Raw genomic sequence first — 22,882 nt, 5'->3', positions numbered from 1 at the left:
GTCCCGGTGAGCTTCCAGTCGGGGGCGGCGGCGGAGCTTCGGCCTCTAGTACGCTTGCCGGATACGGAAATTCGCGTACCCCTATTCGATTCCGGAGCACGTCAATGCGATTCGCCGTCCTCGGACCGCTGCGGATCAGCGCGCCCGCGGGCGCGGTGCAGCTCAACGCATTGCAGGAGCGCCTGCTCGGGATGCTGCTGCTCGCCGAAGAGCGGCCCGTCCCGGTCGACGTCATCGCGGGGGAGCTGTGGGGCGGGACTTTAACGCCCGCCGCCGATGAGCGCATCACCTCGCTTGTGGACGGTCTGCGGCGGGCCCTCCCCGGCGACGGCACCGCCGCGTTCACCCGCAGCGGCACCAGCCACCGGCTCGCGGTCCGGCCCGGCGAGACCGACATCGGGGCCGTCCGCCGCGACGTCCAGGACGCCCTGGTCCACGTGCGGTTCGGCGAGGACGAGCCCGCGGCCGCGCTCCTCGGCGCCGCGCTGGCCCGCTGGCGCGGCCGCCCCCTCTCGGGCCTGACCGGCCCCTACATCGACGCCGAAGCCGCCAGGCTCCTCGAGTTCAAGGCCGAGATCGCCGAAGCCCGCTTCGGCGCGATGCTCCGCCTCGGCCGCCACGACACCCTGATCCGCGAGGCCCGCGAAGCGGTCCGCGACCGCCCTCTCGACCAGGACGCCGTCCGCCGCCTCATGGCCGCGCTCGCCGCCGCCGGACGCGACAGCGACGCCAAGCAGGCCTACGAGGAGCTCGAAGCCCGCCTCGCCGCCCGCGCAGAGCGGCCCGCGCCCGAACTCCGCGACCTCCTGGGCCGCATCGCCTCCGGCGAACCCCCGCCCCCGGCTCCCGGGCCGCATCCCCCAGGGCCGCACCAGCTCCACCCCGCCGTCCCCGACTTCACCGGCCGCACCGCCGCCCTCCGGCGCCTCGACCGCAGCCGCGTCCGCCGCGCCTCCGGCGTCGTCGTCTCCGGCCCCGCGGGCATCGGCAAGACCGCCCTCGGCCTCGCCTGGGCCCACCGCAGGCACGCCGACTTCCCCGACGGGCAGCTCTTCGCCGACCTGCGCGGCACCACCCGCCCCGCCGACCCCCTCACAGTCCTCCACGGCTTCATGCGCGACCTCGGCTTCCCCGCCGCCGCGATCCCCGACGACCCCGCCCAGGCCGCCGCCGACTTCCGCGCCTACGCCGCCGGGCGGCGGCTCCTGGTCTTCCTCGACGACGCCCGCGACGCCGACCAGGTCCTGCCCCTCCTGCCCGGCACCGGCGGCGCCTTCACCATCGTCACCGCCCGCAACCCCATGGAGCAGGTCGAGGCCCGCAGCGACATCGACGCACTCGAACTCGACGGCATGGACACCGCCGAAGCCGAAGCGCTCCTCCTGCGCCGCATCGGCACCGCCCCGTCCCCGGCCGCCACCGCCTCGCTCGCGCCCCTCATCGCCCGCTGCGGCGGCCTGCCCCTGGCCTTGAGCATCGCCGCCGACCTCCTCGGCGACCCCGCGCCCACCGGCCGCCACCGCGCCGCCGGCCGCACCGGCCTCCAGACCGTCCTCGACGAGTCCTTCCAGCGCCTCGGCGCACCCCAGCGGCGCCTCTACCTCACCCTCGCGCCCCTGCCCGGGCCCGGCGTCCCCGCGCACCTCGCCCTCGCGCTGGCCCGCCGCGCCGGAGACGACCCGCAGCGGCTCCTCGCCGACCTCGTCGACTCCCGCTGGCTCCTGCACGCCGACGACCGGTACGAGGCCCACGCGCTCGTCGCCGACTACGCCGCCGGCCTCGCCGCCCGCGAACTCCCCGCCGCCGACCGCGACCTGGTCCGCGACCGGGTCATCGCCCACTACCACCGCCGCGACGCGCCCACCGCCGACTACGAGTTCCTCACCGCCGCATACGAAGCCTGGTGGGAGCACCCCAACGCCTCCCGCCTCGCCGGCGTCCTGTGCGCTTACGCGCAGCGCGGCCACCGCCCCACGGAACTCGCCCGTCTCGGCGAGCGGGCCGCCGCGGCCGCCGCCGACCTCGGCCCCGTCGAGCGCGCCCGCCACTGCAACCTCGTCGTCGTCGCGGCCTACGCCGCAGGCGACCCCGCCGCTGCCGCCGACTTCGGCCGCCGCACCCTCGCGCTCCTGGAGCGCACCCCCGGCGGCGACCGGATCGGCACCGCCCGCGCGAACCTCGGGGGCGCGCTCGCCCGGCTCGGTCGCCACCGCGAGGCCCTCCCCGTCCTCGAAGCGGCCGTCGCCGCCGCACGAGCGGGCGGCGCCTGGGACGGCGTCGTCACCGCGTCCCTCTCCCTCGCCGAAGCCCACAAAGGACTCGGCGACTTCGCGGCGGCCGAGGCCGTCCTGCTCGCGGCCCGCGCCGTCGACCGGGACCGGTCCCGAGGCCTGCGTGCCACACTCATCAGCACCCACCTCGACGACCTGCGCCCCCACCCAGCGCGCGAGGAAGCGGCCCCATGACCGAGAACTGCCTCCGAGACGACTGCCCCGGCGAGGGCACCGGCGTCTTCGACGAACGCGGCCACTGCGACGAGTGCGGCCACCACCGCGACGCGCCCGCCGCGCCGCCCCCGCCCGCCGACGACCTGTTCCCGCCTTTCGACGACGAGGACACCAATGAATTCGCGACCGTGTTCATCGACCCGGTCCCGCCCGACAGCCAGCGCCGCTGCCGCAAGAACCACCGCGTCGGCTTCACCAGCGACGGCCGGTCCGGCCCGCTCGTCGGCCTGTGCGAGGAGTGCGCCGAGCCGTTCGACTTCACCAACTACCTGCAAGCGGGCGACGTCGTCGCCGGGCAGTACGAGGTCAAGGGCTGCATCGCCCACGGCGGCTTCGGCGGCATCTACGTCGCCCACGACCGCAACCTCGACAACGACGTGGTGCTCAAAGGGCTCCTCGACCCCGCCGACCCCGCCGCCCAGGCGATCGTCGAGGCCGAGCGCCGCTACCTCGTGACCGTCAAGCACCCCAACATCGTCGACATCCACAACTCCGTCAAGCACCGCTTCCCCGACGGCGCCGAGTACGACTACCTCGTCATGGACTACGTGCGCGGCCGCTCGCTCGGCGACCGCGCCCACCCCGCGCGCCTCGGCCGCCACGCCGTCGCCCCGATCACCGCCGCCGGGTTCGCGCTCCAGATCCTCGACGCCTTCGCGTACCTCCACGGCTACCAGCTCGTCTACTGCGACCTCAAGCCCGGCAACGTCATCCAGTCGGGGGACCGCCTCACCATCATCGACCTCGGCGCGATGCGCCGCATCAACTTCGCGGGCGGCTCGATCTACGGCTCCCGCGGCTACCAGGCCCCCGAGATCGAGCGCGAGCACCTGCCCGACGCGGTCTCGGACCTGTACACCGTCGGCCGCACCCTCGCCGTGCTCGCGCTCGGATTCCCCGCCGCGCAGCTCGTCGGCGACGAAGTCCAGGAGACCCCGCTGCCCGAGCGCCCGCCGAACTTCAACGAGTCGCTCTACCGGTTCCTCCAGCGCGCCTGCGACCACGACCGCGACGCGCGGTTCGCCACCGCCGACGAGATGGCCGACCAGCTCCACGGCGTCCTGAGACAGCTCCTGGCCGACGCGGGCGAGCGGCCCGCCCCGGTCGCCTCCGACCGGTTCGGCGTCGAGCGCGGCGCGTTCGCGGCCGGGCTCGCGAACCGCACCGACACCGTGTTCGAGACCGCCCGCGGCGCCGCCGCCCGCACCGTCCTGCCGGTGCCGCTCGCCGACCGCGCCGACCCCGCGTACACCGCGCTCGCGACCATCGCGATGCAGCCCCCGGACCGGGCCATCGAGCTCGCCGAGTCCCTCCCCGAAAGCGACGAGTCACGGCTCGCCCTGCTGCGCATGGCGATCGAGGCCGACGCGCCCGAGACCGACCGGCTCTTCGCGGAGGCCGCCGCCCGGTTCGGCGCGGACTGGCGGCTCGACTGGTACCGCGGCGTCCGCGACCTCGGCCGCGACCCCGAGGCCGCCGCCGGGCACTTCCGGAAGGTCCGCGCGCACCTGCCCGGCGAGCTCGCGCCGATGCTCGCCCTCGCCGTGTGCACCGAACTCGCCGCGGACGGCGCGCCGGCCGGCCTGGCCCAGGCCGCGAAGCAGTACGAGCAGGTGCGCCGCACCGACCCGACCTACACGAGCGCCGCGTTCGGGGTCGCCCGCTGCTCGGCCGACCCCGCGGTGCGCCTCACCGCGCTCGAAGGCGTCCCCGCCGCCTCCAGCCAGTACCGGGCCGCCCAGCAGGCGCTCGTCGCCGAGCGGGTGCGGCGCGGCCCCGACTGGGAGACGATCGTGGCCGCGGGCGCGAACCTCGCCAACCTCGAAGGACTCGACGCCCTCCAGGCCGACCTCGCCCGCGCCGAACTGTGGCGGGCCGCGCTGGCGGTGATCGGCCCCGGCCTGGAGGACCCGTCGCGCCGCATCGACGGTGTGCCCCTCACCGCCGCGGCGATGGCCACGGCCTACGACGCGGTGCTGCGGCGGATCGCCGCGAACTGCGACTCGCCGCTGACGCGGTGGGCGCTCGTGACCGAGGCCAACCGCAACCGCCCCCGCACCTGGCTGTGACACCCCCGCAGGAGGACCGATGGACCCCGAATTCACGCTCAGCGTCGGCCACAACCGCTGGATGGAGCCCGGAAAGACCGCGCTGACGGCCGCGCTCACCGTGACGAGCCGGACCGGCGCGGGCCCGGCGGGCGACGTCGCCGAGGTCATCGTCATCGACCGGTCCGGGTCGATGACCGGCGCGAAGCTGCGCGAGGCCAAGCGCGCCGCGAAGGCCGCGCTCGACGTCGTCCGCGACGGCGCGCTGTTCGCGGTCGTCGCGGGCGGGTACGAGGCCGTGCCCCAGTACCCGCGCGACGGGACGCTCGCCCGCGCCGACCCCGCCACGCGACGCGCCGCGACCGCGGCCATCGCCACCATGCGGTCGGGCAGTTCCACCGAGACCGGCGTGTGGCTGCGCGCCGCCGCCGACCTCCTCGCCACCCGGCCCGGCGCGATCGGGCACGTCCTGCTCCTCACCGACGGCCTCGTCACCCAGAATCCGGAGAGCTTCCACCGCGACCTCGAATACTGCCGCGGGAAGTTCGGGTGCGACTCGGTCGGCATCGGCCTCGACTGGAGCCCGGCGCAGCTCGCCGCCATCGCCGAGCGCTTCCAGGGCCGGTTCAAGTTCTGCGAGCGCCTCGACGAGCTGCCCGCGTACTTCGCGGAGATCTCCGCGCGGGCCATGTCCAAGGCCACCGACGACGTGGAGCTGATCGTCTACGGGCCCAAGGGCACCCAGCTCGCCTCGATGGACCAGATGGGGCCCGTCGTCGACCTCGTGCCGGGCATGCGGGCCCTGTCCGACCGCAGCTGGGCGTTCCCGCTCGCCGCGTGGGGCGCCGAGGAGCGCGAGTACATCCTGGGCCTGCGGCTCCCCGAGACCCGCACCGGCCTGCGGCGCAGCGGCCAGATCGAACTGCGCGTCGGCGGGGAGACCGCCGCGGAGGCGGAGTTCGACGCGGTCTGGACCGAGAACCAGTCCCTGTTCGTCGCGATCGACCCGAAGGTCGCGGCCCTCACCGGGCAGCTCGAACTGAGCGAGGAGATCGGCCGCATCCTCGCCGCCATGCGCGCAGGCGACGAGGAGACCGCCACGCGCGCGGTCGCGCGCCTACGACAGGGCCGACAAGGGCGGCTTCGAGGGCATGAAGGACACGCTCGCGCGGATCGCCGAGATCGACCCGGTCACCAGGAGCGTCACCCTCCGCCGCTTCGGCCGCGCCGACGAGCTGTACACCGAGTCGCAGCGGTTCGACACCGAGCGCAGCTCGTCCGTCCTGGGCCGCAAGGGGGACGCGGCATGACGTACGCCTGCCCCAACGGGCACCGCTCCACCGACCCCGACGCGTGCAGCGAATGCGACATGCCGATGTCGGACGAGGTGGGCCTGCCGCGACTGCCCGCCGCCGCCCCGCCCGCCCGCTGCCCCGCCTGCGGGAAGGCCCAGCCCGGCGGCTTCGCGTACTGCCCCCACTGCGGCGCGAGGCAGTCCACCGGGCCCGAACCGCTCGCCCCGTCCGTCGCGGTCGCCGACTTCGAAGCCGTCGTCTCCGTCGACCGCGCCTACTACGACGAGACCCGGGCCACCGGCGGCGACGAGCGGCCCCCGTTCCCCGGCTACGCCCCCGAGCGGACCGTCAGGCTCGACGGGGCCGCCACCGAGATCGGCCGCGTCCACGACCTGCGGAACCCGCCCCGGCCCCTCCCGCCCGTGAACCTCGCCGAGCGGCCCGCCGCCGACCTCGGCGTCTCCCGCCTCCACGCGGTCCTCCAGCGCGACGGCGACGACTGGACCGTCACCGACCTCGACTCCAAGAACGGCACCTACGTCGCCGGGACCCGCCTCGAACCCGGCGCGCCGCGCGCCATCGGCCCCGACGAGACCGTCAACCTCGGCTTCTGGACCGCGATCCGGCTGCGCCGCAAGCCCACCGAAGGAAGCCGCCCGTGAACGCCGCCCCCGACGAGGCCGCCCTCGGCCGCCTCGGACTCGCCCGCGGCGCCGCCGGGGCCCGCTCCCTGTGGGTGCGCGCCGCCGTCGCGGTCGCCGCCCTCGCCGCCATGTTCGCGTCCCTCGCGGTCGCCGTCACCGCCGCCCGCGGCGCCCTCGACGTCATCGGCCACGAGTCCGGCCGCCAGGTCGTCGCCACCGTCGACCTCTACGTCGCGCTCAGCGACGCCGACACCAAAGTGGCGACCGTGCTCCTCCTCGGCGCCGACGCCCCCGTCGAGACCGAGGCCGCCCTCCGCGAATACGCCGCCCTGCGCGGCGACATCGCGAAGTCCCTCCTCGAAGCCCACCGCCTCGCCGGGGCCGCGCAGACCCAGCGCGACACCATCGAGTCCATCATGGGCTACTACGGGCAGTACGAGCAGCTCGCGGCCGAGGCGCTCCTCCTCGCCGACCTCGCCGACTACCCCGCCGGCCAGGTCCCCGAGGACGTCCTCGCCGCCTACCGGGCCGCCGCCGACCTCATGCAGGGCTGGATCCTCCCGCAGGCCTACAACCTCACTCTGGAGAACGGCACCATCGTCCGCGAGTCCCACGACGGCGCGCAGTCCGCGATCGGCTTCGGGCTCGCCGCCGTCGCCGCGACCGGGGCCGCCGCGCTCGCGGCCCTCGCGTGGCTGCAACTCCACCTCGCCCGCGCGTTCCGCCGCCTCCTCAACCCCTCCCTCCTGGTCACCACCGCCGTCGCCGCCCTCTACCTGTTCACCGGGCTCGTCGTCCTCGGCGCCGAACGCGACGCCCTCGACGAGGCGAAGACGGACGGCTTCGACACGACCATGTCCCTCAAACGCGCCGAAGCGATCTCGACCAGCCTCCACGCCGACCAGGTCCGATACCTCCTCGACCCCGCCCGCGTCGACGTCTACGAGCAGACCTTCCTCGACAAGGCCCAGCAGCTGCTCTACATCGACGGGGCCGGGAACCTCGCCGATTACCGGACCGGCCTCGGCGGCGGCGCCGACCAGGGCCTCATCGCCGCAGGGCTCGACCGCGGGGCCGCGGGCGACGCCGCCCTCGCGTCCTACGCCTCCCTCATCGACGCCGACGCCGCCATGCGCGCCGACGCCGCCGCGACCCCCGCCGAGCGGCTCCGCGCCGTCACGGACGCGCTCGCCGAGTACGAAGGCGACCTCGCGGCCCTCGTCGAGGCGCGCCTCGACACCTTCGACGACGCGATCGGCGACGGCGAGGACGCCATCGCCGACTTCGCGTTCCTCCTGCCCGCCGCCATGGTCTCGCTGATAGTCCTCACCTTCAGCGGCCTCGCCCCCCGACTCAGGGAGTTCCGATGAGACGCACCGCCGCCGCACTGTGCGCCGCCGCCCTCCTCGCGACCGGCGCCTGCGCCGCCGACGACCCGGAGTCCATCGTCGACAAGGAGGTCCTCCGGATCGGCGTCCCCGACGACTACCCGCTCCTCGGCGCCCCCGACGAGAACGGCGACCTCGTCGGCTTCGAGATCGACGTCGCCGAGCACCTCGCCGCGGAACTCGGCGCCGAACCCATGTGGGTCCCCGTCGCCAACGAGGACCGCGAGGCGTTCCTCCAAGCCGGCAAGGTGGACATGGTGGTCGCCGCCTACTCGATCACCGCCGACCGCAAGCAGGAGATCGACTTCGCCGGGCCCTACGTCCTGGAGTCCTTCAACGTCATGGTCCGCGAGGACGACGACTCGATCGCGACCCTCGGGGACCTGGAAGGCAAGACCGTCTGCGACTCCAGGTACTCCAACGTCGTCCTGCGCATCGAAGGCGAGCACGGCGTCCAGGTGGACACCTATGAAGTGCGCTCCTTCGCCGACTGCCTCGACGTCCTCGCCGAAGGCGGCATCGACGCCATCGCCACCGACGAGTTCGTCCTCGCCGGACTCAAGTTCAGCCGCTCCGACCTCCGACTGAAGATCCTCGACATCCGCTTCTCCAACGAGCGCATCGGCATCGGCCTGCGCTCCGGCGACACCGCCGGATGCGAGGCCCTCAACCGCGCCATCACCGAGATGTACACCGACGGCACTATGGCCCGCACCCTCCAGGAGTGGTTCGCCTCCGAAGGCCTCGACGTCGCCGACCCGCCCATCCCGCAGTTCGAAGGATGCGAATGAGCACCGCCACCGCCCCGCGCACCCGCACCCCGCGGCAGGTCATCGCCGCCTGCGCCGTCGGCACCTCCCTCGCCTGGTACGACTTCTTCCTCTACGGCACCGCCGCGGTCCTCGTCTTCAAACCGCTGTTCTTCCCCGGGAGCGACCCCGCCACCGGCACGCTCCTCGCGTTCGCCACCTACGGCGTCGGCTTCCTCGCCCGCCCCGTCGGCTCCATCGCCTTCGGCTACCTCGGCGACAGGTACGGCCGCCGCCAGGTCCTCTCGGTGACCCTGCTGCTCATGGGCATGTCCACCTTCCTCATCGGCATCCTCCCCACCCACGCCTCCATCGGCACCACCGCCGCGGTCATCCTCGTCCTGCTCCGCTTCGCGCAGGGCCTGGCGCTCGGCGGCGAATGGGGCGGCGCGGTCCTGCTGTCCATCGAGCACTCCGGCCGCTCCCGGTGGGGCCTGGCCGCCGCGTGGGTCCAGTTCGGCGTCCCCGCGGGGAACATCGCCGCCGTCGGCGTCCTCGCCCTGTGCAACGCCGTCCTCGACGAGGCCGCGTTCGCGACCTGGGGCTGGCGGCTCCCGTTCCTCATCTCCGCGGCGCTCGCCCTGGTGGGCCTGTGGATCCGCGGCAACGTCGCCGAGTCGCCCATGTTCGCCGGACTCCCGGCCACAGGCGGCAACCCGCTCCGGGAGGTCTGGGCCGGACACCGGCGCGCGCTGGCCGCGTCGTTCTGCGCCCGCGTCGGCGTCGACGTCGCGTTCTACATCTTCACGCTCTACCTGCTGACGCATCTCGACGACCGGGTCGGCCTGCCCTCCTGGGTCGGCTTGACCGCGGTCGTCGCCGGCTCGACCGTGCAGCTCGCGCTCGTGCCTTGGTTCGGCCGCCTCTCGGACCGCTTGGGCCGCAGAGGAATCGCCACCGCGGGCGCCGTCGCCTCCATGGCGTGGGCCTGGGCGTTCTTCCCGCTGCTCGACACCGGCTCGACCTGGCTCGTCATGACCGCCGTCGCCGTGGCGCTCGCCGCCCACGCCGCGATGTACGGCCCGCAGGCGGCGTTCATCGCCGAGCTGTTCCCCACGCGAGTCCGCTACTCCGGCACCTCCCTCGGCTACCAGCTCGCGGGCGTCGCGGGCGGCGCGCTCGCCCCGATCATCGCGCTCCTCCTCTTCGACGCCACCGGCACCACCCTGACGATCTCCCTCTACGCCACCCTCGCCCTCGCCGTCACCCTCTACGGCCTCGCCACGGCCCCGCCGCCCGCCGAAAGCTAGTCGCCGAAGTCGATCGAGCCGGTCCGTCTCGCGTCGGTCTGGAACCACCCGAGGGCGGTGGCCGCGAGGGCGAGCCAGACTGCGGATGTTCCGGCGGCGAGGGCTGCTTCTGCCAGGACCGCAGCGGCGGGGGCGTCGGCTATGGCGAGGCGGACCGCTTCCAGGGCGTGGGAGGCGGGGAAGGCCGCGGCGAACCATTGGAGGCCGGCGGGCCAGAAGGACGCCGGGACCATGACGCCGCAGACTGCGGTCATCGTCAGGAGAGCGATGTTCGAGAAGACGTTCCGCAGCCGGTGGAACCGCAGCGACAGGCTCCCGCAGCACAGGCCGACCGCGTAGTTCGTCAGGGCCGTCAGCAGGATCAGGGCCACGGCCGCGAGCGAGTCGCCGAGGCCCAGGCGCAGACCGAAGAAGGGGGCCAGCGCGAGGAGCGCGATCGAGGAGGAGAGCGTCCCGGACGCGACCCAGAACCAGCTGCGCGCCGCGAGCACCACGACCATGCCCGCCGGGGCCGCCGCCAGGAGCGACAGCGTGCCGCTGAACCGCTCCCAGGTCGTCGACGCCGACGCCATCATCGTCTCGTTCACGGCGATGAAGACCGCCGCGCCCACCAGCAGGAACCGGGCCCGCTCGGCATCGCCCAGGAGCGCGCCGAGCGTCGAGTAGAACACCACCTGGCACAGCACCCGCACCATCCACCCGAACGCCCACGTCGTCGGCGTGTAGACGCTCCGCAGATCCGTCCACCCGGACCACATCGTCTGCCGCAGTACCGCGATCGCGTTCACGCGAACCCCACCGTCCCGTTGCGCCGGACGCGCCGCACGAGGCGGTGCGAGAGCCAGGACCCGGCGGCGAACGTCGCGGCCGCCAGGCCGAGCACCGCGGCCAGGCGCGGCCAGAACGCGGCCACCGGCTCCGGCGCGAGGCTGTCGCGGAGCAGGTCCGTGGCCCACGACAGGAAGAACACGCGCGAGAGCGCCTCGACCCCGGACGGCAGCAGCGCCACCGGGACCATCGCGCCGCCGAGCAGGTACAGCGGGAACGTCAGCGAGTTCTGGAAGCTCCGCACGTTCCGCCCGACGACGAACACCGCGGCCATGAGCACCCCGGTCGCCGCGATCCCCGCCGCCGTCGCGGCCAGCGTCAGCGCGAACACCAGCGGGTGGGCCACGTGCACGACCACGCCGAACCCGACCGCGCCGACCAGCCAGCACTCGGCGATCCCGGCCAGGCTCACCGCGGTGATCGCCGCGATCCGCCCCAGGAGCACCGTCGCCAGCGGCGCGGGGGTCGTCAGGACCGCCTCCAGGACCCCGGCGGTGCGGTCGCGGAAGATCGTCTCGCCCGCCTCCATGACCGCCATGCCGATCGAGGCCATCACGGCGGGCGCGAGGATCGCGTACGGCGCGAGGTCGGCCCGGCCGCCGTGCTCGGTGACCGACAGCAGGATCACCGCGAAGAACGGCGCGGTGACAAGCATCAGGAGCGTCCCGGGGTCGCGCCGGAACTCGCCGAGCTGGAACCGGGCCGCCGCCCAGAACGCGGGGGAGGAGCCCCTCACGGCCGCACCGCCATCCCGCGGTCCCCGATGAGGTGCAGGTACACCTCTTCGAGGCTCGGCGGCGCGGTCGACACGTCGGTCACGCCCGCCTCCACGAGCGTGCGCAGCACCGGCAGCGCCGCCCCGCCGCGGTCGGTTTCGACCAGGACCGCGCCCGGCCCGGTCGCCCGCACCCGCTCCACCCCCGGCAGCGCCGCGAGCCGCGCCGCCAGCGCCTCGGGGACGCCCGAGGCGCGGACCCGCTCGTGCCGAGAAAGGAGCTCCCCGAGGACCCGCGGGTCCTCGCACCGCAGCAGCCGCCCGCCGTCGATGAACGACACCCGGTCGCACAGCGCCTCGGCCTCGGCCATGTCGTGCGTGGTCAACAGCACCGCGCGGCCCTCGGCCCGCAGGTCCTCCACCAGGTCCCGGAACTCGTGCGCCGACACCGGGTCCATGCCCACCGTCGGCTCGTCCAGCAGCAGCACCCGCGGGTCCCCGACGAGCCCCCGCGCCAGGTGCAGCCGCTGCTTCATGCCCCGCGAGAACGTCTCGACCGCCTCGTCGGCGCGCGGACCCAGGCCCACCCGCTCCAGCAGCTCCGCTGCGCGTCGCCGCCCCTCGCGGCGGCCGTGCCCGTACAGCGCCGCCCAGAACCGCAGGTTCTGCGCCGCCGTCATCCGCGCGTACAGGCCCCGCTCGCCGCCGAACACGATCCCCAGGAGCGGACGCACCCGCTTGGCGTCGGCGACCACGTCGAGGCCCTGCACCCGCGCCGTCCCCGCCGTCGGCAGGAGCACCGTGGAGAGGATCTTGCACAGCGTCGTCTTGCCCGCCCCGTTCGGGCCCAGCAGCCCGTGGACCTCCCCGGGCGCGACGGCCAGATCGAAGTCGTCCAGGGCCCGCCGCGGCGGGCCGCCCTTCACGGCGAAGTCGCGGACCAGGCCCCGCACCTCGACCGCCGGGGCCTCGATTCCAGTGATGCTCATGGCAACAGCGTCGCCGCCGCACCGGGCCGGTGCAATACGTGTTTCCACGTACGCGCCCGCCCCGCTAGCCTTGGCCCCATGTCCCCGCTCATCGCCCGCGACGCCGAGTTCGCGCGCATCGCCGCGGCCTGGGACTCGGTCACCGCAGGCGACGGCCCCGCCGCCGTCACCCTCATCGGCGAAGCGGGCATCGGCAAGACCCGGCTCCTGCGCGAAGCCGCCGCCGCCCTCGCCCCGCCGCTCCTCCTCGTCGGCACCGCCCGCGCCGACGCCGCCGCACCCCACGACTGGTTCGCCGCCGCCACCGCCGAGACCGAACCCCCCGGCGGCACCGACCCCCGCCTGTGGCGGGCCCTGCGCCAGGAACCCGCCGAGGCTCCCGCGCCGCTCCCCGACGGCGCGCTCCTGCGCGGCGCCGTGCGCACCCTCCGCCGCCTCGTCGGCGACGGCCCCGCGCTCCTGGCCGCCGACGACCTCCACTGGCTCGACCCCGAGAGCCTCGCCCTGTGGGCCGAACTCGCCGCCGCCTGGGACCTCCCCGTCCTCCTCGTCGCCGCGTCCCGCCCGCCCGAGGAGGCCCGCCACCCCGCAGCGGCCGCCCGCACCCTCGCCCGCCTCGACGCCGCCCGCACCGCGGACACGATCGCGCTGCGGCCCTTCACGGTCGCCGAGACCGGCGCCCTCCTCGGCCGCAACGCGCGGCACGCCCGCGCCGTCCACCGCCGCACCGGCGGGAACCCGTTCTGGGTCAAAGAACTCGCCGCCGCCGGAGCCCCCGCCGCGCCGCTCCCAGGACACCTCGCCTCCCTCGTGCGCGCCCGCCTCGCCGGAGCCGACGAGGACGCCTGGCGGCTCGCCCGCGGCCTCGCCCTCCTCGGCGAACGCATCGGCACCGACGTCGCCGCCGTCCTCGGCACCGACCTCCTCGACCGCGCCCTCCCGCGGCTCACCGCCGCGGGCGTCCTCCTGCGCGACGGCGACGCACTGCGCTTCCCCCACGCCCTCATGCGCGAGGCCTTCGCCGCCACGGCGCTCCCCGCCGAGACCGCCGCAGTCCACCAGGCCGCGCTCGACGCCGCACTCGCCCGCGGCGACGATCCCGCGGTGGCCGTCCACGCACACGCCGTCGGCGACACGGACCTCGCCGTCGCCGCCGCCGACCGCACCGCCGCAAGGCAGCTCGCCGACTGGCACACCGAGTCCGCGCAGCGCACCGCCGAAGACGCCCTCGCCCTCGCCCCCGACCACGAGGGACTGCGCGCCACCGCCGCCCGGGCGGCCCTCCTCGCGGGCGACTACGAAGGCGCCCGCGTCCACTTCGCCCGGATCGCCGCCGCTGGCGACGACGCTGCGCGCTGCATCGCGCACCTCCACCTCGCCGAAGTGGACTGGCACCAAGGACGCGTCCAGGACCAGTGGCGCAGCCTCGAAGCGGCCGAGGCGCTCGCGGCCCCCGGGAGCGTCGAGCAGGCCCGCTGCGCCACCGGCCGCGCCATGGCGTACGTCCGCTCCGAGCAGTACGAGCCGATCCCCGCGCTCTGCGACGCCGCCGAACCGCTCTTCGCCGAGCACGGCCTCGACGTGCAGCGCCGCTCGGCCGCCATCAGCCGCGCCACCGCCCTGTACTACCTGGGCGACACCGAAGCCGCCGTCCGCCTCCTCACCGATGTGTGGCGCGAGGCCGAGGCCGCGGGAGACCTGCGCAAGCTCAGCCGCGCCGTCAACAACCTGCTCGCCGTGCACCTCGCGGACCTGCCCGAGGCCCAGGCATGGCGGCTGTACGACCGCGCCGTGGCCGCCGTCGGGGACCTCGGCATGGCCTCCTGGGGCGGGAAGATCACGCGCGTCGGCGCCGACGCGGCGATGGGCTTCGGCGATCTCGGCCGCGCCTGGGACCTCCTCAGCGCCCGCGCCCGCGAGGAGTCCGACCCGCACGAGCGCGCCGTCCTCGCGGCGAAGGCCGGGCTCCTCGCCGTCGAACGCGGCGACCTCGAAGCGGCCGAACGCCTCTGCCGCGAAGGGCTCGACCTCGTCGCGGGCATGGACCAGGGCTGGGTCGTCACCTACCCGCACTGGCTGGCGCTGGCTCTAGCCGCGCACCGCGGCCGCCGCCCCGAGATCGAGGCGGCCTTGCGCGCCTACCGCGACGCGGTCCCGCCGGAGCTGCACCGCCGCCGCGAGACCCGCGTCATCGAGGCCGCCCGACTCGCGCTTCCCGCGATCGGATTCGAAGCGGCGCAGCGGTTCCTGACCGACTGCCTCGGAGCGGTCCCCGGCCCGGCCGCGAACCCGGACGCGGCCCTGTTCTGGATGACCGCCCGCGCCGCTTCGGGCGACCGGGACGGCGTCCTCGCGCTCGCCGACGCCGCGGCCGCGAACCCCCTGCCCGCGTGGGCGAGCATCGCCCATCGCCTCGCCGCCGCGGCCAGCCGCGACCGCGACACCGCGATCGCCCACGCGCGCAAAGCCGTCGCCCTCCTGGAACGCTGGCCCGGCCACGCGCGCGACGCCGCCGAAGCCCTCCTGTCGTCCCTAGAGGACGAACCAGTGCTGACGGCGCGCGAGACCCAGGTCCTCGCCGCCGCCGCGCGCGGCGACTCGAACCGCCAGATCGCGGCGGCCCTCGGCATCTCCCAGCGCACCGTCGAGGTCCACATGTCCCGCCTGCTCGCGAAGACCGGCACGGCGAGCCGCACCGAGCTCGTCGCCCGGCATCTCAAGCGCGCCTTACGCGTCGGGGCAGAGGGCGGTGCGGATCAGCTCGTCCGCGGCGGCTTCGAGGGCGTCTCCGTCGTGGTAGCCGTGGCGGTCGATGGCGTTCCAGGCCATGGAGATCTGGCGGTCGCCGTCGAGGGAGTGGAAGGACTGGGTCTCGTGGCCGAGGCTGTCGCCGTCGTGGCCGAAGAACACTTCAGGGCCGCCGTCGCATTCGAGGGTGATCCTGAACAGGCCCAGGCCGTAGTCGAAGCTCTTGCCCGTCTCCTGGAAGTCGGTGGCCTCGGCGAGCTGCGCCGGGGTGAGGAGCGTCCCGTCGACCAGCGCGTCGTAGAAGTCGTTGAGGTCGCCCATGGTCGAGACGACGCCGCCGCCCGCCCACAGTTGGCTGCTCGACAGCTTCGACGTGTCAACGTACGGACGCGTGGGGTCGCCGGTGCTCAGGTAGGGGACCGGGTGCGGGCCGCGGATGCCCGAGCCGTGCGGGTCGGCGAAATACGTGTCGGCCAGCCCGGCGGGCGCGAAGACGCGCGCGGCCAGCTCCTCGCCGAGCGGGTTGCCGGTGACCTCCTCGACGAGCATCCCGAGGGCCGTGTACCCGGTGTTGGAGTAGGAGAAGCCGGTCGGCCGCGGGTCCTGGACGCCGATCGCCACGAGTTCCTCGGGGCTGTAGTAGGTGCGGTAGTTCGCGTAGAAGTCGGTCATGTCGCCGTTCTCGAACACCGACGCGTACAGGTGCGGCAGGAAGTCCGGGACACGGCCCTGGTGCCCCATCAGCTCGCGGACCGTGGGCTGGTCGTCGTAGGGGAGCAGGCCGGGCAGGTACGCGTCGAGCGGATCGTCGAGGTCGATCGCGCCCTCCCCGTCGAGCTGGAGCAAGACAGCGGCCGTCATCGACTTCGTGACGCTGCCGATCCGGATGCGGTCACCGGCCTCCACATCGTCGGCCCACGGCTTGAAACTTCGCGGCCCCTCCGCTTCGGCCCACACCTCGTCGCCGTCGCGGACCTCCACGACCGCCGACTGGTCGCCCAGGCTCATGAACTCGTCGAGCGCCGCTTCGAGCGCCTCGGTGTCGAGCTGTCGCTGAACGGGAACGGCGGGAGTGAAAGCGAGGCCGAGCGCCAGGGCCGCGGCGGAGATCATCGTCGTCATCACTGCAACGCTATGGGCCCGAACGGCTTCGATCGATCCCGTGCACTGGCCCCTTCGTGGTACCGCCTGCACCACTGCGGCACTCCACTGCCGGACCCCGGAACGCGACGCGGGTTCGTAGTCTTGGGAGCGCGGGCTGGAAGAGCATTCCGGATTGGCTCTGCGCTGTCGTCGCTGGGCGCCTTGGCGTTCGCGGCCATCGCCGCCATCGCAGCGATGCGCGTGTACCGGATCGAGTCCTCCCGGGACGAGGCCAACGCCGAGCTGCGCCGCAAGCAGGAGGCCGACGAGCGGCGGACCCAGGCCGCACTTCGGGTTCGGGCCCCCGGACGGCCGCGCCCCATGGCTGCCGCAGTCGCCGTCGTGGGGCGCGCTGAGCGTCGATGCCCAGATCGAGCGGCCCGGCTCGACCCTCGACCTCTACCGGCGGGCCATCGCCCTCCGCCGTACCCGCCCGGACCTTCAAGGGGCCGACCTCGACCTGCGTGATGGACCCGACGGTGTGCTCGCGTTCCGGCGTGGGGGCGCCTTCGCCTGCGCGGTCAACTTCAGTGACGCGCCGATTCCGTTGGGGCTCCTCGGGTTCGACGGGGCGCCGCTGTTGGCGAGCGAATCCTTGACGGATGGAGTGCTGGCCCCGGACATCGCTGTCTGGATTGCCTGACCACGATGTTCGAGCAGAGCAGCCCCTTTACGTTGAGGTGACGGGGAAGGGCAGGGCGAGGCGGCTCGGGGATGCAGTCACTCAGCGGCGGAGCAGCGAGTGGCGGCCCGGGCCACTGCCGACGTGTGGCCGGGATCAGGTCGGGGTTCAACCAGTCGGCGACGGAGAAGCGGGGGATTCGGTCGGGCGTGTGTCGCCGGGCTGGGGCGACGATGGGGTTGGAGTTCGGTGATCAACGACGGAGTGGTGGCAGCCGGCCTGGTGTGCGCGGCCGTGGCGGGGCGATGTCTGGTTGGGGTTCATGCGGGCGGCGACGGCGGAGCGCGGAGGCGGTTCGATGTGCGTCGCCGGGCTGGGGCGGCGTTCGGATCGAGGCTAGTGCGGGCGGCGACGGAGAGGCGTGGGATTGGTTCGGCGTGCGTTGCCGGGGCGGGGCGGGGTCGGCTCCCGGTGGTGCCGGCCTGCTCGCGGGGGCGCGGCGCCGATAGCGGGCGCGGGTGCGGCAGTGGCAGCGGGTGTGGCGTGGTCGTGGTGTGCATGGTGTGTCACCTCCTTCGCAGGTGCGGCCTTGTCGGTTTCCTGGCATCCGGTCCCTGGTCTGCGGCCGGCCTGCGGGCGCCAGGCCTCAGTGCCAGCGCCGGTGCCGTGCCGGTCCTCGGCGATGCGGCTTCCGCGGTCTCCCTTGTCCCTCCTGTCCTCCTGTCCTCCTGCCCTTCCCCCCGGCTCCGGTCTCGGTCCCTGTTTCGGGATCGGATCAGTTCTGGGGTCCGGGGCCTCGTCCCCCGGTTCCCGGTCCCGCCGTGCGGGTGCCCGGTGGGTGTTCGCTCCCGTGGGCATGCGCGATGCCTGGCGGGGTTGGTGCTCCCGGTGGGCGTGTTGGCTGCCCGTCGGGAAAGTGCGCCCGTCGGGGCAGGTGTGTGCCCCAGGTCGGGAGATGCGTCCCTGTGGGCAGGCTTGCGCCCGTGTCGGGGTGGTGCGGTGGTGGGCCGTGGCCGCAGGGGTGCGGGTCTGCGCGTGTGGGGGTGGTGTCGCGGTGCCGGGTCCTCGAATGCCCGGCCGGGTGCGGCACCGCCTGCCGTGTGCGCGGTCGCTGCGTGCGGCGTGTGTTCGGCCTCGTCGGTCGCTTGGTGTTCCGGTCGTGTGCCTCGTAGCGGACACCGCCCGGGGTCGAGGTGATCCCTTCCCCGGGTCCCCCGCCCGATCACCATGCCCCCGCCAAGGGGGGTGGTTGACTGCTGCGGGTCCCGATAGCACTGCGGGGATGAGATCGGCCTGGTCCCGTCGTCTCGCGGCGGGGGCGCTGCCTCGGAGATCATCTGGTTTGCCGGTCGGCCAGAGGCTTGGCTTAGTCTGCTTGCACCGCCCGACACCTGTACGATTTCCCTGTCCCTGTGCGTACCCCAATCATCCCTCGCACCAGGTGCCACTGTCATCACCCACAGGTGGGGAACATCCTCACGTTCCTCCCCGGACCCCCACGGCCCCAAGGCAACCCGCGCACCCCGCCCCACCGTCCACCCTCTCGTCGCCGCCCGCACGAACCCCAACCCCCACCCCACCCCAAACTCGGGAACGGCAGGAACGAAGTCGAGGCCGAGTACCAGTGACGCGGCGGAACGGGCGGCGCTACCGGGCGGGTTCGATGCGGAAGCCGGTGACGATCTCGGGCTGGATGGCGATGAGCTTGTTCATAGGCTGGTCGACCCAGGTGTCCGGCCGCCCCTCGAAGTGCGCGAGGCGGTCCGGGGCGGTGACCGGCTGCGCGGTCCCGACCGCGACGACGCTCCATCCGGCCCTGGCCTCGAAGTCGAGGTCGTCGGCCTCATAGGCGACCACGACGCCTTGCGGCAGCAGTTCGGCGACCGCGGCGGACAGGCGCGAGTCGAAATGCGTGCGGATGAGGATCTGCCCGTCCTCCACCAGGTGGTTCACCGGCCGGATCGCCGGGAGTCCCCGGTGGTGGAAGCCCAGCCTCCCGACCGGTACCCCGGCCAGCAGCGCCATCGCCTCCGCCGCCGTCACTTCGGCCATCACTCGTCGCTCCCTCATTCGCGGACACGCTCCGTCTCTCCCGCCTGTCCTGCAATCCTTCGCGGCCCCGGTCGCGGCACGGCAGAGTCGAAGGTCCCGACGCCCCGTGACCAAGGGACCTCGCAGTAGGCGTGGCGGGCGGCCCGCGCTTCTAGTCGTAGTGGCGGCAGCGGCCCGGGAGGACCGCGGCGAGGCGGTCGGCGAGGACCGCTCCTGCCGCGGCGGCGCGGGCGGGTTCGCGGTAGACGAGGTCGGCGAGGCCGTCCACGAGGGCCGTCAGTTCGACCGCGGCCAGCTCGGCGTCGGTGGCCGCCTCCGTCTCGCCGCACTCCTTGCCGTTCTCGATGCCTTGGGCGACACGGCCTCTGAGGACTCCGGCGGTGGCGACGGCGACCTCTGCGGCGGTCGGGACGTCCATGGCGCGGGCCTGGAAGGCGCGGGAGACGCGGTGCTCGCCGCGGCGGGCGGGGTCGAGGGGGAGGAGCTCGCACAGGCAGTCGAGCATGATCGCGCGGATGGAGCGGCCCGCGGCCTCGCCGTCGGCGGTGCGGGCGGCGACGCGGGCGAGGAGGTCGGCGGTGAGGCGCTCGTAGGCGAACAGGAGCAGCTCGTCCTTGGAGGCGAAGTAGTGCTGCACCAGGCCGACCGAGAACCCGGCTTCGCGGGCGACGGCCGACATCGTGGCCGCGTCGAGGCCGTCGTGGGCGATGAGTCGGTGGACCGCCGCGGCCATCTGGGCGCGGCGGAGATCGTGGTCTGCGGTCCTCGGCACCCGATAATCATACCGATGTATGGTTATCGGGTTGCCGTACCGCCGTATGGTTATCGCCAGGACCCCCGACACCCAGGGAACACCCATGCAGATCCCCGTCCTCGCCGCCACGCTCGCGGCCTTCGCCCCGATCATGCCGCTGCCGCAAGTGCCGGCCGAGGAGCAGCCCTACTACGACGTCGCCGAGTACTTGGAACGGCGCTTCGAGGAGACCGGCGTCCCCGGCGCCGCCTACTCCATCGTCGACCTCGACGGGAACTCCTATTCGGTCGGCTGGGGCGCCGACGGCTCCGGCGACCCCGTCGACCTCGGGACCCCGTTCCTGTGGGGGTCGGTCGCCAAGCCCGTCACCGCGGCCGCCGTCATGACCCTCGTCGAAGACGGACGCCTCGACCTCGACGCGCCCGTCACCGACTACCTCCCGGACTTCACGCTCGCCGACCAGGACCGCTCCGACCGCATCACCGTGCGCGACCTCCTCCGGCAGACCACCGGCATCCCCGAGGGCACCGGCCTCACCGACCGCTTCGACCACCATGACGACCCCTACGGCGACGCCGTCGCCGACCTCGCCGACGTCGAGCCGATCAGTGAACCGGGCGAGTCCTTCGAGTACGCCAGCGCCAACTACGTCGTCGCGGGCGCCGTCGTCGAAGCCGCCGCCGGGATGCCCTACGAGCAGTACCTGCACGAAGCGGTCCTCGACCCGCTCGGCATGATCGGCGCGGTCACCACGGCCGAGGACGCCGCCGACGTCCCCCGCGGCCACGCCGTCGCCTTCGGGCAGCCCTTCCCCGTGAAGACCCGCTTCGACCAGACCGGCCCCTCGTACGGCTACCTCGGCGGGAACATCCAGGACCTCACCGCGTTCGCCGTCGACCAGCTCGGCGGGTCCGCGATCCTCACCCCCGAGTCGGCCGCCGAGACCCACACGGGCGCAATCGAAGTCAACGACACCGTCGACTACGGCCTGGGCTGGCGCGTCGACTCGCGCAACGCCGACCTCGGCACGGCCACCGTGTGGCACACCGGCGGCGCCCCCGGCTTCTCCGCGGGCGTGATCCTCCTGCCCGAACTCGGCCGCGCCGTCGTCGTCGCCCAGAACCGCTACGGCTACTTCGAGGACGCCGCGCTCATCGGCACCATGCTCGGCGCCGCCCGCATGCTCGCCGGGGGCGACCCGGTCGAGCCCGAGTCCGACCCGCTGTACCCGTCGCTGCTCGCCGGGCTCTGCGTCCTCCTGCTCGCGGCCCTCGCCGCCGTGTACCTGACGTTCCTGCGCCTCGGCAAGGCCCGCAAGGCGAACCGCCCGCTCACCATCACCGGCATGGCCTGCTGGGTCCTCGCCGCGCTCGCCACCGCGTACGTCTCGTTCGCGCTCGTCCCCGGGCTCGCCCCGAGCCGGGCCGCGTTCTTCGGCATGATGCCCGACATCGCCTGGCTCTTCACCGCACTCGGCGTCGCCGCCCTGGTCACCGCCGCCGTGCGCGTCTGGGCCGGGACCGTCCGACTGCGCCGCACTCCGCACTAGCGAACCAGAGCAAGGGCGCCGCCTCCCGGAGCGGCGCCCTTCGTTGTGCGCGCTTCTTTACATGCGGGCAACGAGAGTTCATACGGCCGTGCTCGACGTGAACGGCCGTGAAACATCGCGCCCATAGCTTGTACCCAGAGCGGATACGACGCTGTATACGCACTCGTACACCGCCGCAGCCTGCGGCGACGCCCCCTTGCAGACCCGGCACCCCTCAGTCCCGGGACGCTCCTCTGCGAAAGGTCAACTGCACATGCCACTCCGCCTCAACGCCAGGCACCTCGCCCGAACCCTCGCCGCCACCGCCGCCATCACCGGCCTCGTCGCCACCGCCGCGTGCGGCTCCCGCGCGGGGGAGGAGACCGCCGCCGCCGAATCCTGCGTCGACACCTCGGGCGACACCGTCAAGGTCGGCGCCCTCAACTCCCTCTCCGGCACCATGGCCATCTCCGAGACCACCGTCCGCGACGCGATCACCCTCGCCGTCGACGAGATCAACGCCGCAGGAGGCGTGCAGGGCAAGGAGATCGAGATCGTCGCCGAAGACGGCGCCTCAGAGCCGACCGTGTTCGCCGAGAAGGCCGAGAAGCTCATCCGCGAGGACTGCGTCGCCGCGGTCTTCGGCGGCTGGACCTCCGCCTCCCGCAAGGCCATGCTCCCGGTCTTCGAGGACAACGACTCGCTCCTGTACTACCCCGTCCAGTACGAGGGCCTCGAAGCCTCCGAGAACATCTTCTACACCGGCGCCACCACGAACCAGCAGATCATCCCCGCGCTCGACTACCTCGCCGAGACCGGCGTCAAGTCGATCTACCTCGTCGGCTCCGACTACGTCTTCCCCCGCACCGCCAACGCGATCATCAACGCCTACGCCGAAGCCCACGGCATCGAGGTCCTCGGCGAGGACTACGTGACCCTCGGCTCCACCGAGTTCTCCACCATCGTCAACCAGGTCAAGGCCGCCGACGCCGACGCCGTGTTCAACACCCTCAACGGCGACTCGAACGTCGCGTTCTTCCGCGAGTACGCCAACGTCGGCCTGACCGCCGAGGAGATGCCCGTCATGAGCGTCTCCATCGCCGAAGAGGAGGTCGGCGGCATCGGCGTCGAGAACATCGAAGGCCAGCTCGCCGCCTGGAACTACTACCAGACCGTCGACTCGCCCGCGAACACCGCGTTCGTCGAGGCGTTCAAGGCCGCCTACGGCGCCGACCGCGTCACCTCCGACCCCATGGAGGCCGCCTACAACTCCGTCTACCTGTGGGCCGCGACGGTCGAGAAGGCCGGGTCCTTCGCGGTCGCCGACGTCCAGGCCGCCGCCGACGGCGTCTCCTTCGACTCCCCTGAAGGGACCGTCGTCATCGACGGCGAGAACCACCACGTCACCAAGACCGCCCGCATCGGCCGCATCGACGCCGACGGCCTCCTCTACACCGTCTGGGAGTCCGACGGCCCCATCGACCCCGACCCGTTCCTCGACGGCTACGACTGGGCCGCCGACCTCGCGGTGACCGAGTAGCACCCCCGGCGATCAGGAAGGA

General features: G+C 73.7%; 14 protein-coding genes and 1 pseudogene. 9 read left to right on the top strand and 6 right to left on the bottom strand.

Annotation, left to right across the window (positions count from 1 at the left end):
• Nucleotides 1-104: 104 nt before the first annotated feature.
• From B0I28_RS20790 to B0I28_RS20765, 6 genes are read left to right on the top strand one after another with little or no spacing between them, the layout of a single operon-like run.
• Entirely contained in the window at nt 105-2,465 is a 2,361-nt protein-coding gene (locus tag B0I28_RS20790) for an AfsR/SARP family transcriptional regulator (RefSeq protein ID WP_106365753.1), read from the top strand.
• Nucleotides 2,462-4,576 (top strand): serine/threonine protein kinase, encoded by a 2,115-nt coding sequence (locus B0I28_RS20785; RefSeq protein WP_106365752.1) that lies wholly within the window; start codon nt 2,462-2,464, stop codon nt 4,574-4,576. Before B0I28_RS20790 ends, B0I28_RS20785 begins: the two co-directional genes overlap by 4 nt.
• 19 nt (nt 4,577-4,595) lie before the next feature.
• Complete coding sequence (locus B0I28_RS20780; protein WP_106365751.1) at nt 4,596-6,512, top strand: FHA domain-containing protein; 1,917 nt, start codon at nt 4,596-4,598, stop codon at nt 6,510-6,512.
• Complete coding sequence (locus tag B0I28_RS20775) at nt 6,509-7,864, top strand: hypothetical protein (RefSeq protein ID WP_106365750.1); 1,356 nt, start codon at nt 6,509-6,511, stop codon at nt 7,862-7,864. The genes B0I28_RS20780 and B0I28_RS20775 overlap by 4 nt, the downstream gene beginning before the upstream one ends.
• Entirely contained in the window at nt 7,861-8,673 is an 813-nt protein-coding gene (locus B0I28_RS20770) for a transporter substrate-binding domain-containing protein (RefSeq protein ID WP_106365749.1), read from the top strand. The genes B0I28_RS20775 and B0I28_RS20770 overlap by 4 nt, the downstream gene beginning before the upstream one ends.
• The gene (locus tag B0I28_RS20765; RefSeq protein ID WP_106365748.1) at nt 8,670-9,941 is read left to right on the top strand and encodes an MFS transporter; all 1,272 of its coding nucleotides are present in this window, start codon (nt 8,670-8,672) and stop codon (nt 9,939-9,941) included. Before B0I28_RS20770 ends, B0I28_RS20765 begins: the two co-directional genes overlap by 4 nt.
• Here B0I28_RS20765 and B0I28_RS20760 read toward each other — a convergent pair.
• The 3 genes from B0I28_RS20760 to B0I28_RS20750 are packed head-to-tail and all read right to left on the bottom strand — an operon-like array spanning nt 9,938 to nt 12,473.
• A complete protein-coding gene (locus B0I28_RS20760) occupies nt 9,938-10,729 on the bottom strand; it encodes an ABC transporter permease (RefSeq protein WP_106365747.1) in 792 nt (263 codons plus the stop codon). The two genes, B0I28_RS20765 and B0I28_RS20760, sit on opposite strands and share 4 nt — an antisense overlap.
• On the bottom strand, nt 10,726-11,505 hold the full coding sequence (locus B0I28_RS20755; RefSeq protein WP_106365746.1) for an ABC transporter permease: 780 nt from the start codon (nt 11,503-11,505) through the stop codon (nt 10,726-10,728). The genes B0I28_RS20760 and B0I28_RS20755 overlap by 4 nt, the downstream gene beginning before the upstream one ends.
• A complete protein-coding gene (locus B0I28_RS20750) occupies nt 11,502-12,473 on the bottom strand; it encodes an ABC transporter ATP-binding protein (RefSeq protein ID WP_106365790.1) in 972 nt (323 codons plus the stop codon). Before B0I28_RS20750 ends, B0I28_RS20755 begins: the two co-directional genes overlap by 4 nt.
• A gap of 78 nt (nt 12,474-12,551) precedes the next feature.
• On the opposite strand from B0I28_RS20750, the pseudogene B0I28_RS28665 reads away from it, so the two are divergent.
• Nucleotides 12,552-15,167: pseudogene (locus B0I28_RS28665) on the top strand (AAA family ATPase); the annotation flags it as partial.
• Between the two features lie 33 nt (nt 15,168-15,200).
• Here B0I28_RS28665 and B0I28_RS28660 read toward each other — a convergent pair.
• From B0I28_RS28660 to B0I28_RS20720, 3 genes are all read right to left on the bottom strand, one after another.
• Nucleotides 15,201-16,229, bottom strand: coding sequence for a serine hydrolase domain-containing protein (locus B0I28_RS28660; protein ID WP_425433451.1), 1,029 nt, complete (start codon nt 16,227-16,229; stop codon nt 15,201-15,203).
• A gap of 2,404 nt (nt 16,230-18,633) precedes the next feature.
• The gene (locus tag B0I28_RS20725) at nt 18,634-19,038 is read right to left on the bottom strand and encodes a pyridoxamine 5'-phosphate oxidase family protein (RefSeq protein WP_219926896.1); all 405 of its coding nucleotides are present in this window, start codon (nt 19,036-19,038) and stop codon (nt 18,634-18,636) included.
• A gap of 151 nt (nt 19,039-19,189) precedes the next feature.
• On the bottom strand, nt 19,190-19,810 hold the full coding sequence (locus tag B0I28_RS20720; protein ID WP_181245882.1) for a TetR/AcrR family transcriptional regulator: 621 nt from the start codon (nt 19,808-19,810) through the stop codon (nt 19,190-19,192).
• An 85-nt stretch (nt 19,811-19,895) separates the two neighbouring features.
• Here B0I28_RS20720 and B0I28_RS20715 point away from each other — a divergent pair, with 85 nt between their 5' ends.
• Both B0I28_RS20715 and urtA read left to right on the top strand, forming a co-directional pair.
• The gene (locus B0I28_RS20715; protein ID WP_181245881.1) at nt 19,896-21,341 is read left to right on the top strand and encodes a serine hydrolase domain-containing protein; all 1,446 of its coding nucleotides are present in this window, start codon (nt 19,896-19,898) and stop codon (nt 21,339-21,341) included.
• Between the two features lie 253 nt (nt 21,342-21,594).
• Nucleotides 21,595-22,860, top strand: a complete 1,266-nt coding sequence (urtA, locus tag B0I28_RS20710) for an urea ABC transporter substrate-binding protein (protein ID WP_106365740.1) — start codon at nt 21,595-21,597, stop codon at nt 22,858-22,860.
• The last annotated feature ends 22 nt before the right edge of the window (nt 22,861-22,882 follow it).

Source organism: Glycomyces artemisiae (assembly GCF_003002955.1).
GTDB lineage: Bacteria > Actinomycetota > Actinomycetes > Mycobacteriales > Micromonosporaceae > Glycomyces > Glycomyces artemisiae.
The sequence above is the reverse complement of the archived record's forward strand: the minus strand, read 5'-3'. Positions and strand labels throughout refer to the sequence as shown.

Excerpts from the sequence above, each read along its gene's own strand:
- B0I28_RS20790 (WP_106365753.1), top strand. The coding sequence starts at position 105 with ATGCGATTCGCCGTCCTCGGACCGCTGCGGATCAGCGCGCCCGCGGGC.
- B0I28_RS20785 (WP_106365752.1), top strand. The coding sequence starts at position 2,462 with ATGACCGAGAACTGCCTCCGAGACGACTGCCCCGGCGAGGGCACCGGC.
- B0I28_RS20780 (WP_106365751.1), top strand. The coding sequence starts at position 4,596 with ATGGACCCCGAATTCACGCTCAGCGTCGGCCACAACCGCTGGATGGAG.
- B0I28_RS20770 (WP_106365749.1), top strand. The coding sequence starts at position 7,861 with ATGAGACGCACCGCCGCCGCACTGTGCGCCGCCGCCCTCCTCGCGACC.
- B0I28_RS20765 (WP_106365748.1), top strand. The coding sequence starts at position 8,670 with ATGAGCACCGCCACCGCCCCGCGCACCCGCACCCCGCGGCAGGTCATC.
- B0I28_RS20750 (WP_106365790.1), bottom strand. The coding sequence starts at position 12,473 with ATGAGCATCACTGGAATCGAGGCCCCGGCGGTCGAGGTGCGGGGCCTG.
- B0I28_RS28660 (WP_425433451.1), bottom strand. The coding sequence starts at position 16,229 with ATGAGCCTGGGCGACCAGTCGGCGGTCGTGGAGGTCCGCGACGGCGAC.
- B0I28_RS20725 (WP_219926896.1), bottom strand. The coding sequence starts at position 19,038 with ATGGCCGAAGTGACGGCGGCGGAGGCGATGGCGCTGCTGGCCGGGGTA.
- B0I28_RS20715 (WP_181245881.1), top strand. The coding sequence starts at position 19,896 with ATGCAGATCCCCGTCCTCGCCGCCACGCTCGCGGCCTTCGCCCCGATC.
- urtA (WP_106365740.1), top strand. The coding sequence starts at position 21,595 with ATGCCACTCCGCCTCAACGCCAGGCACCTCGCCCGAACCCTCGCCGCC.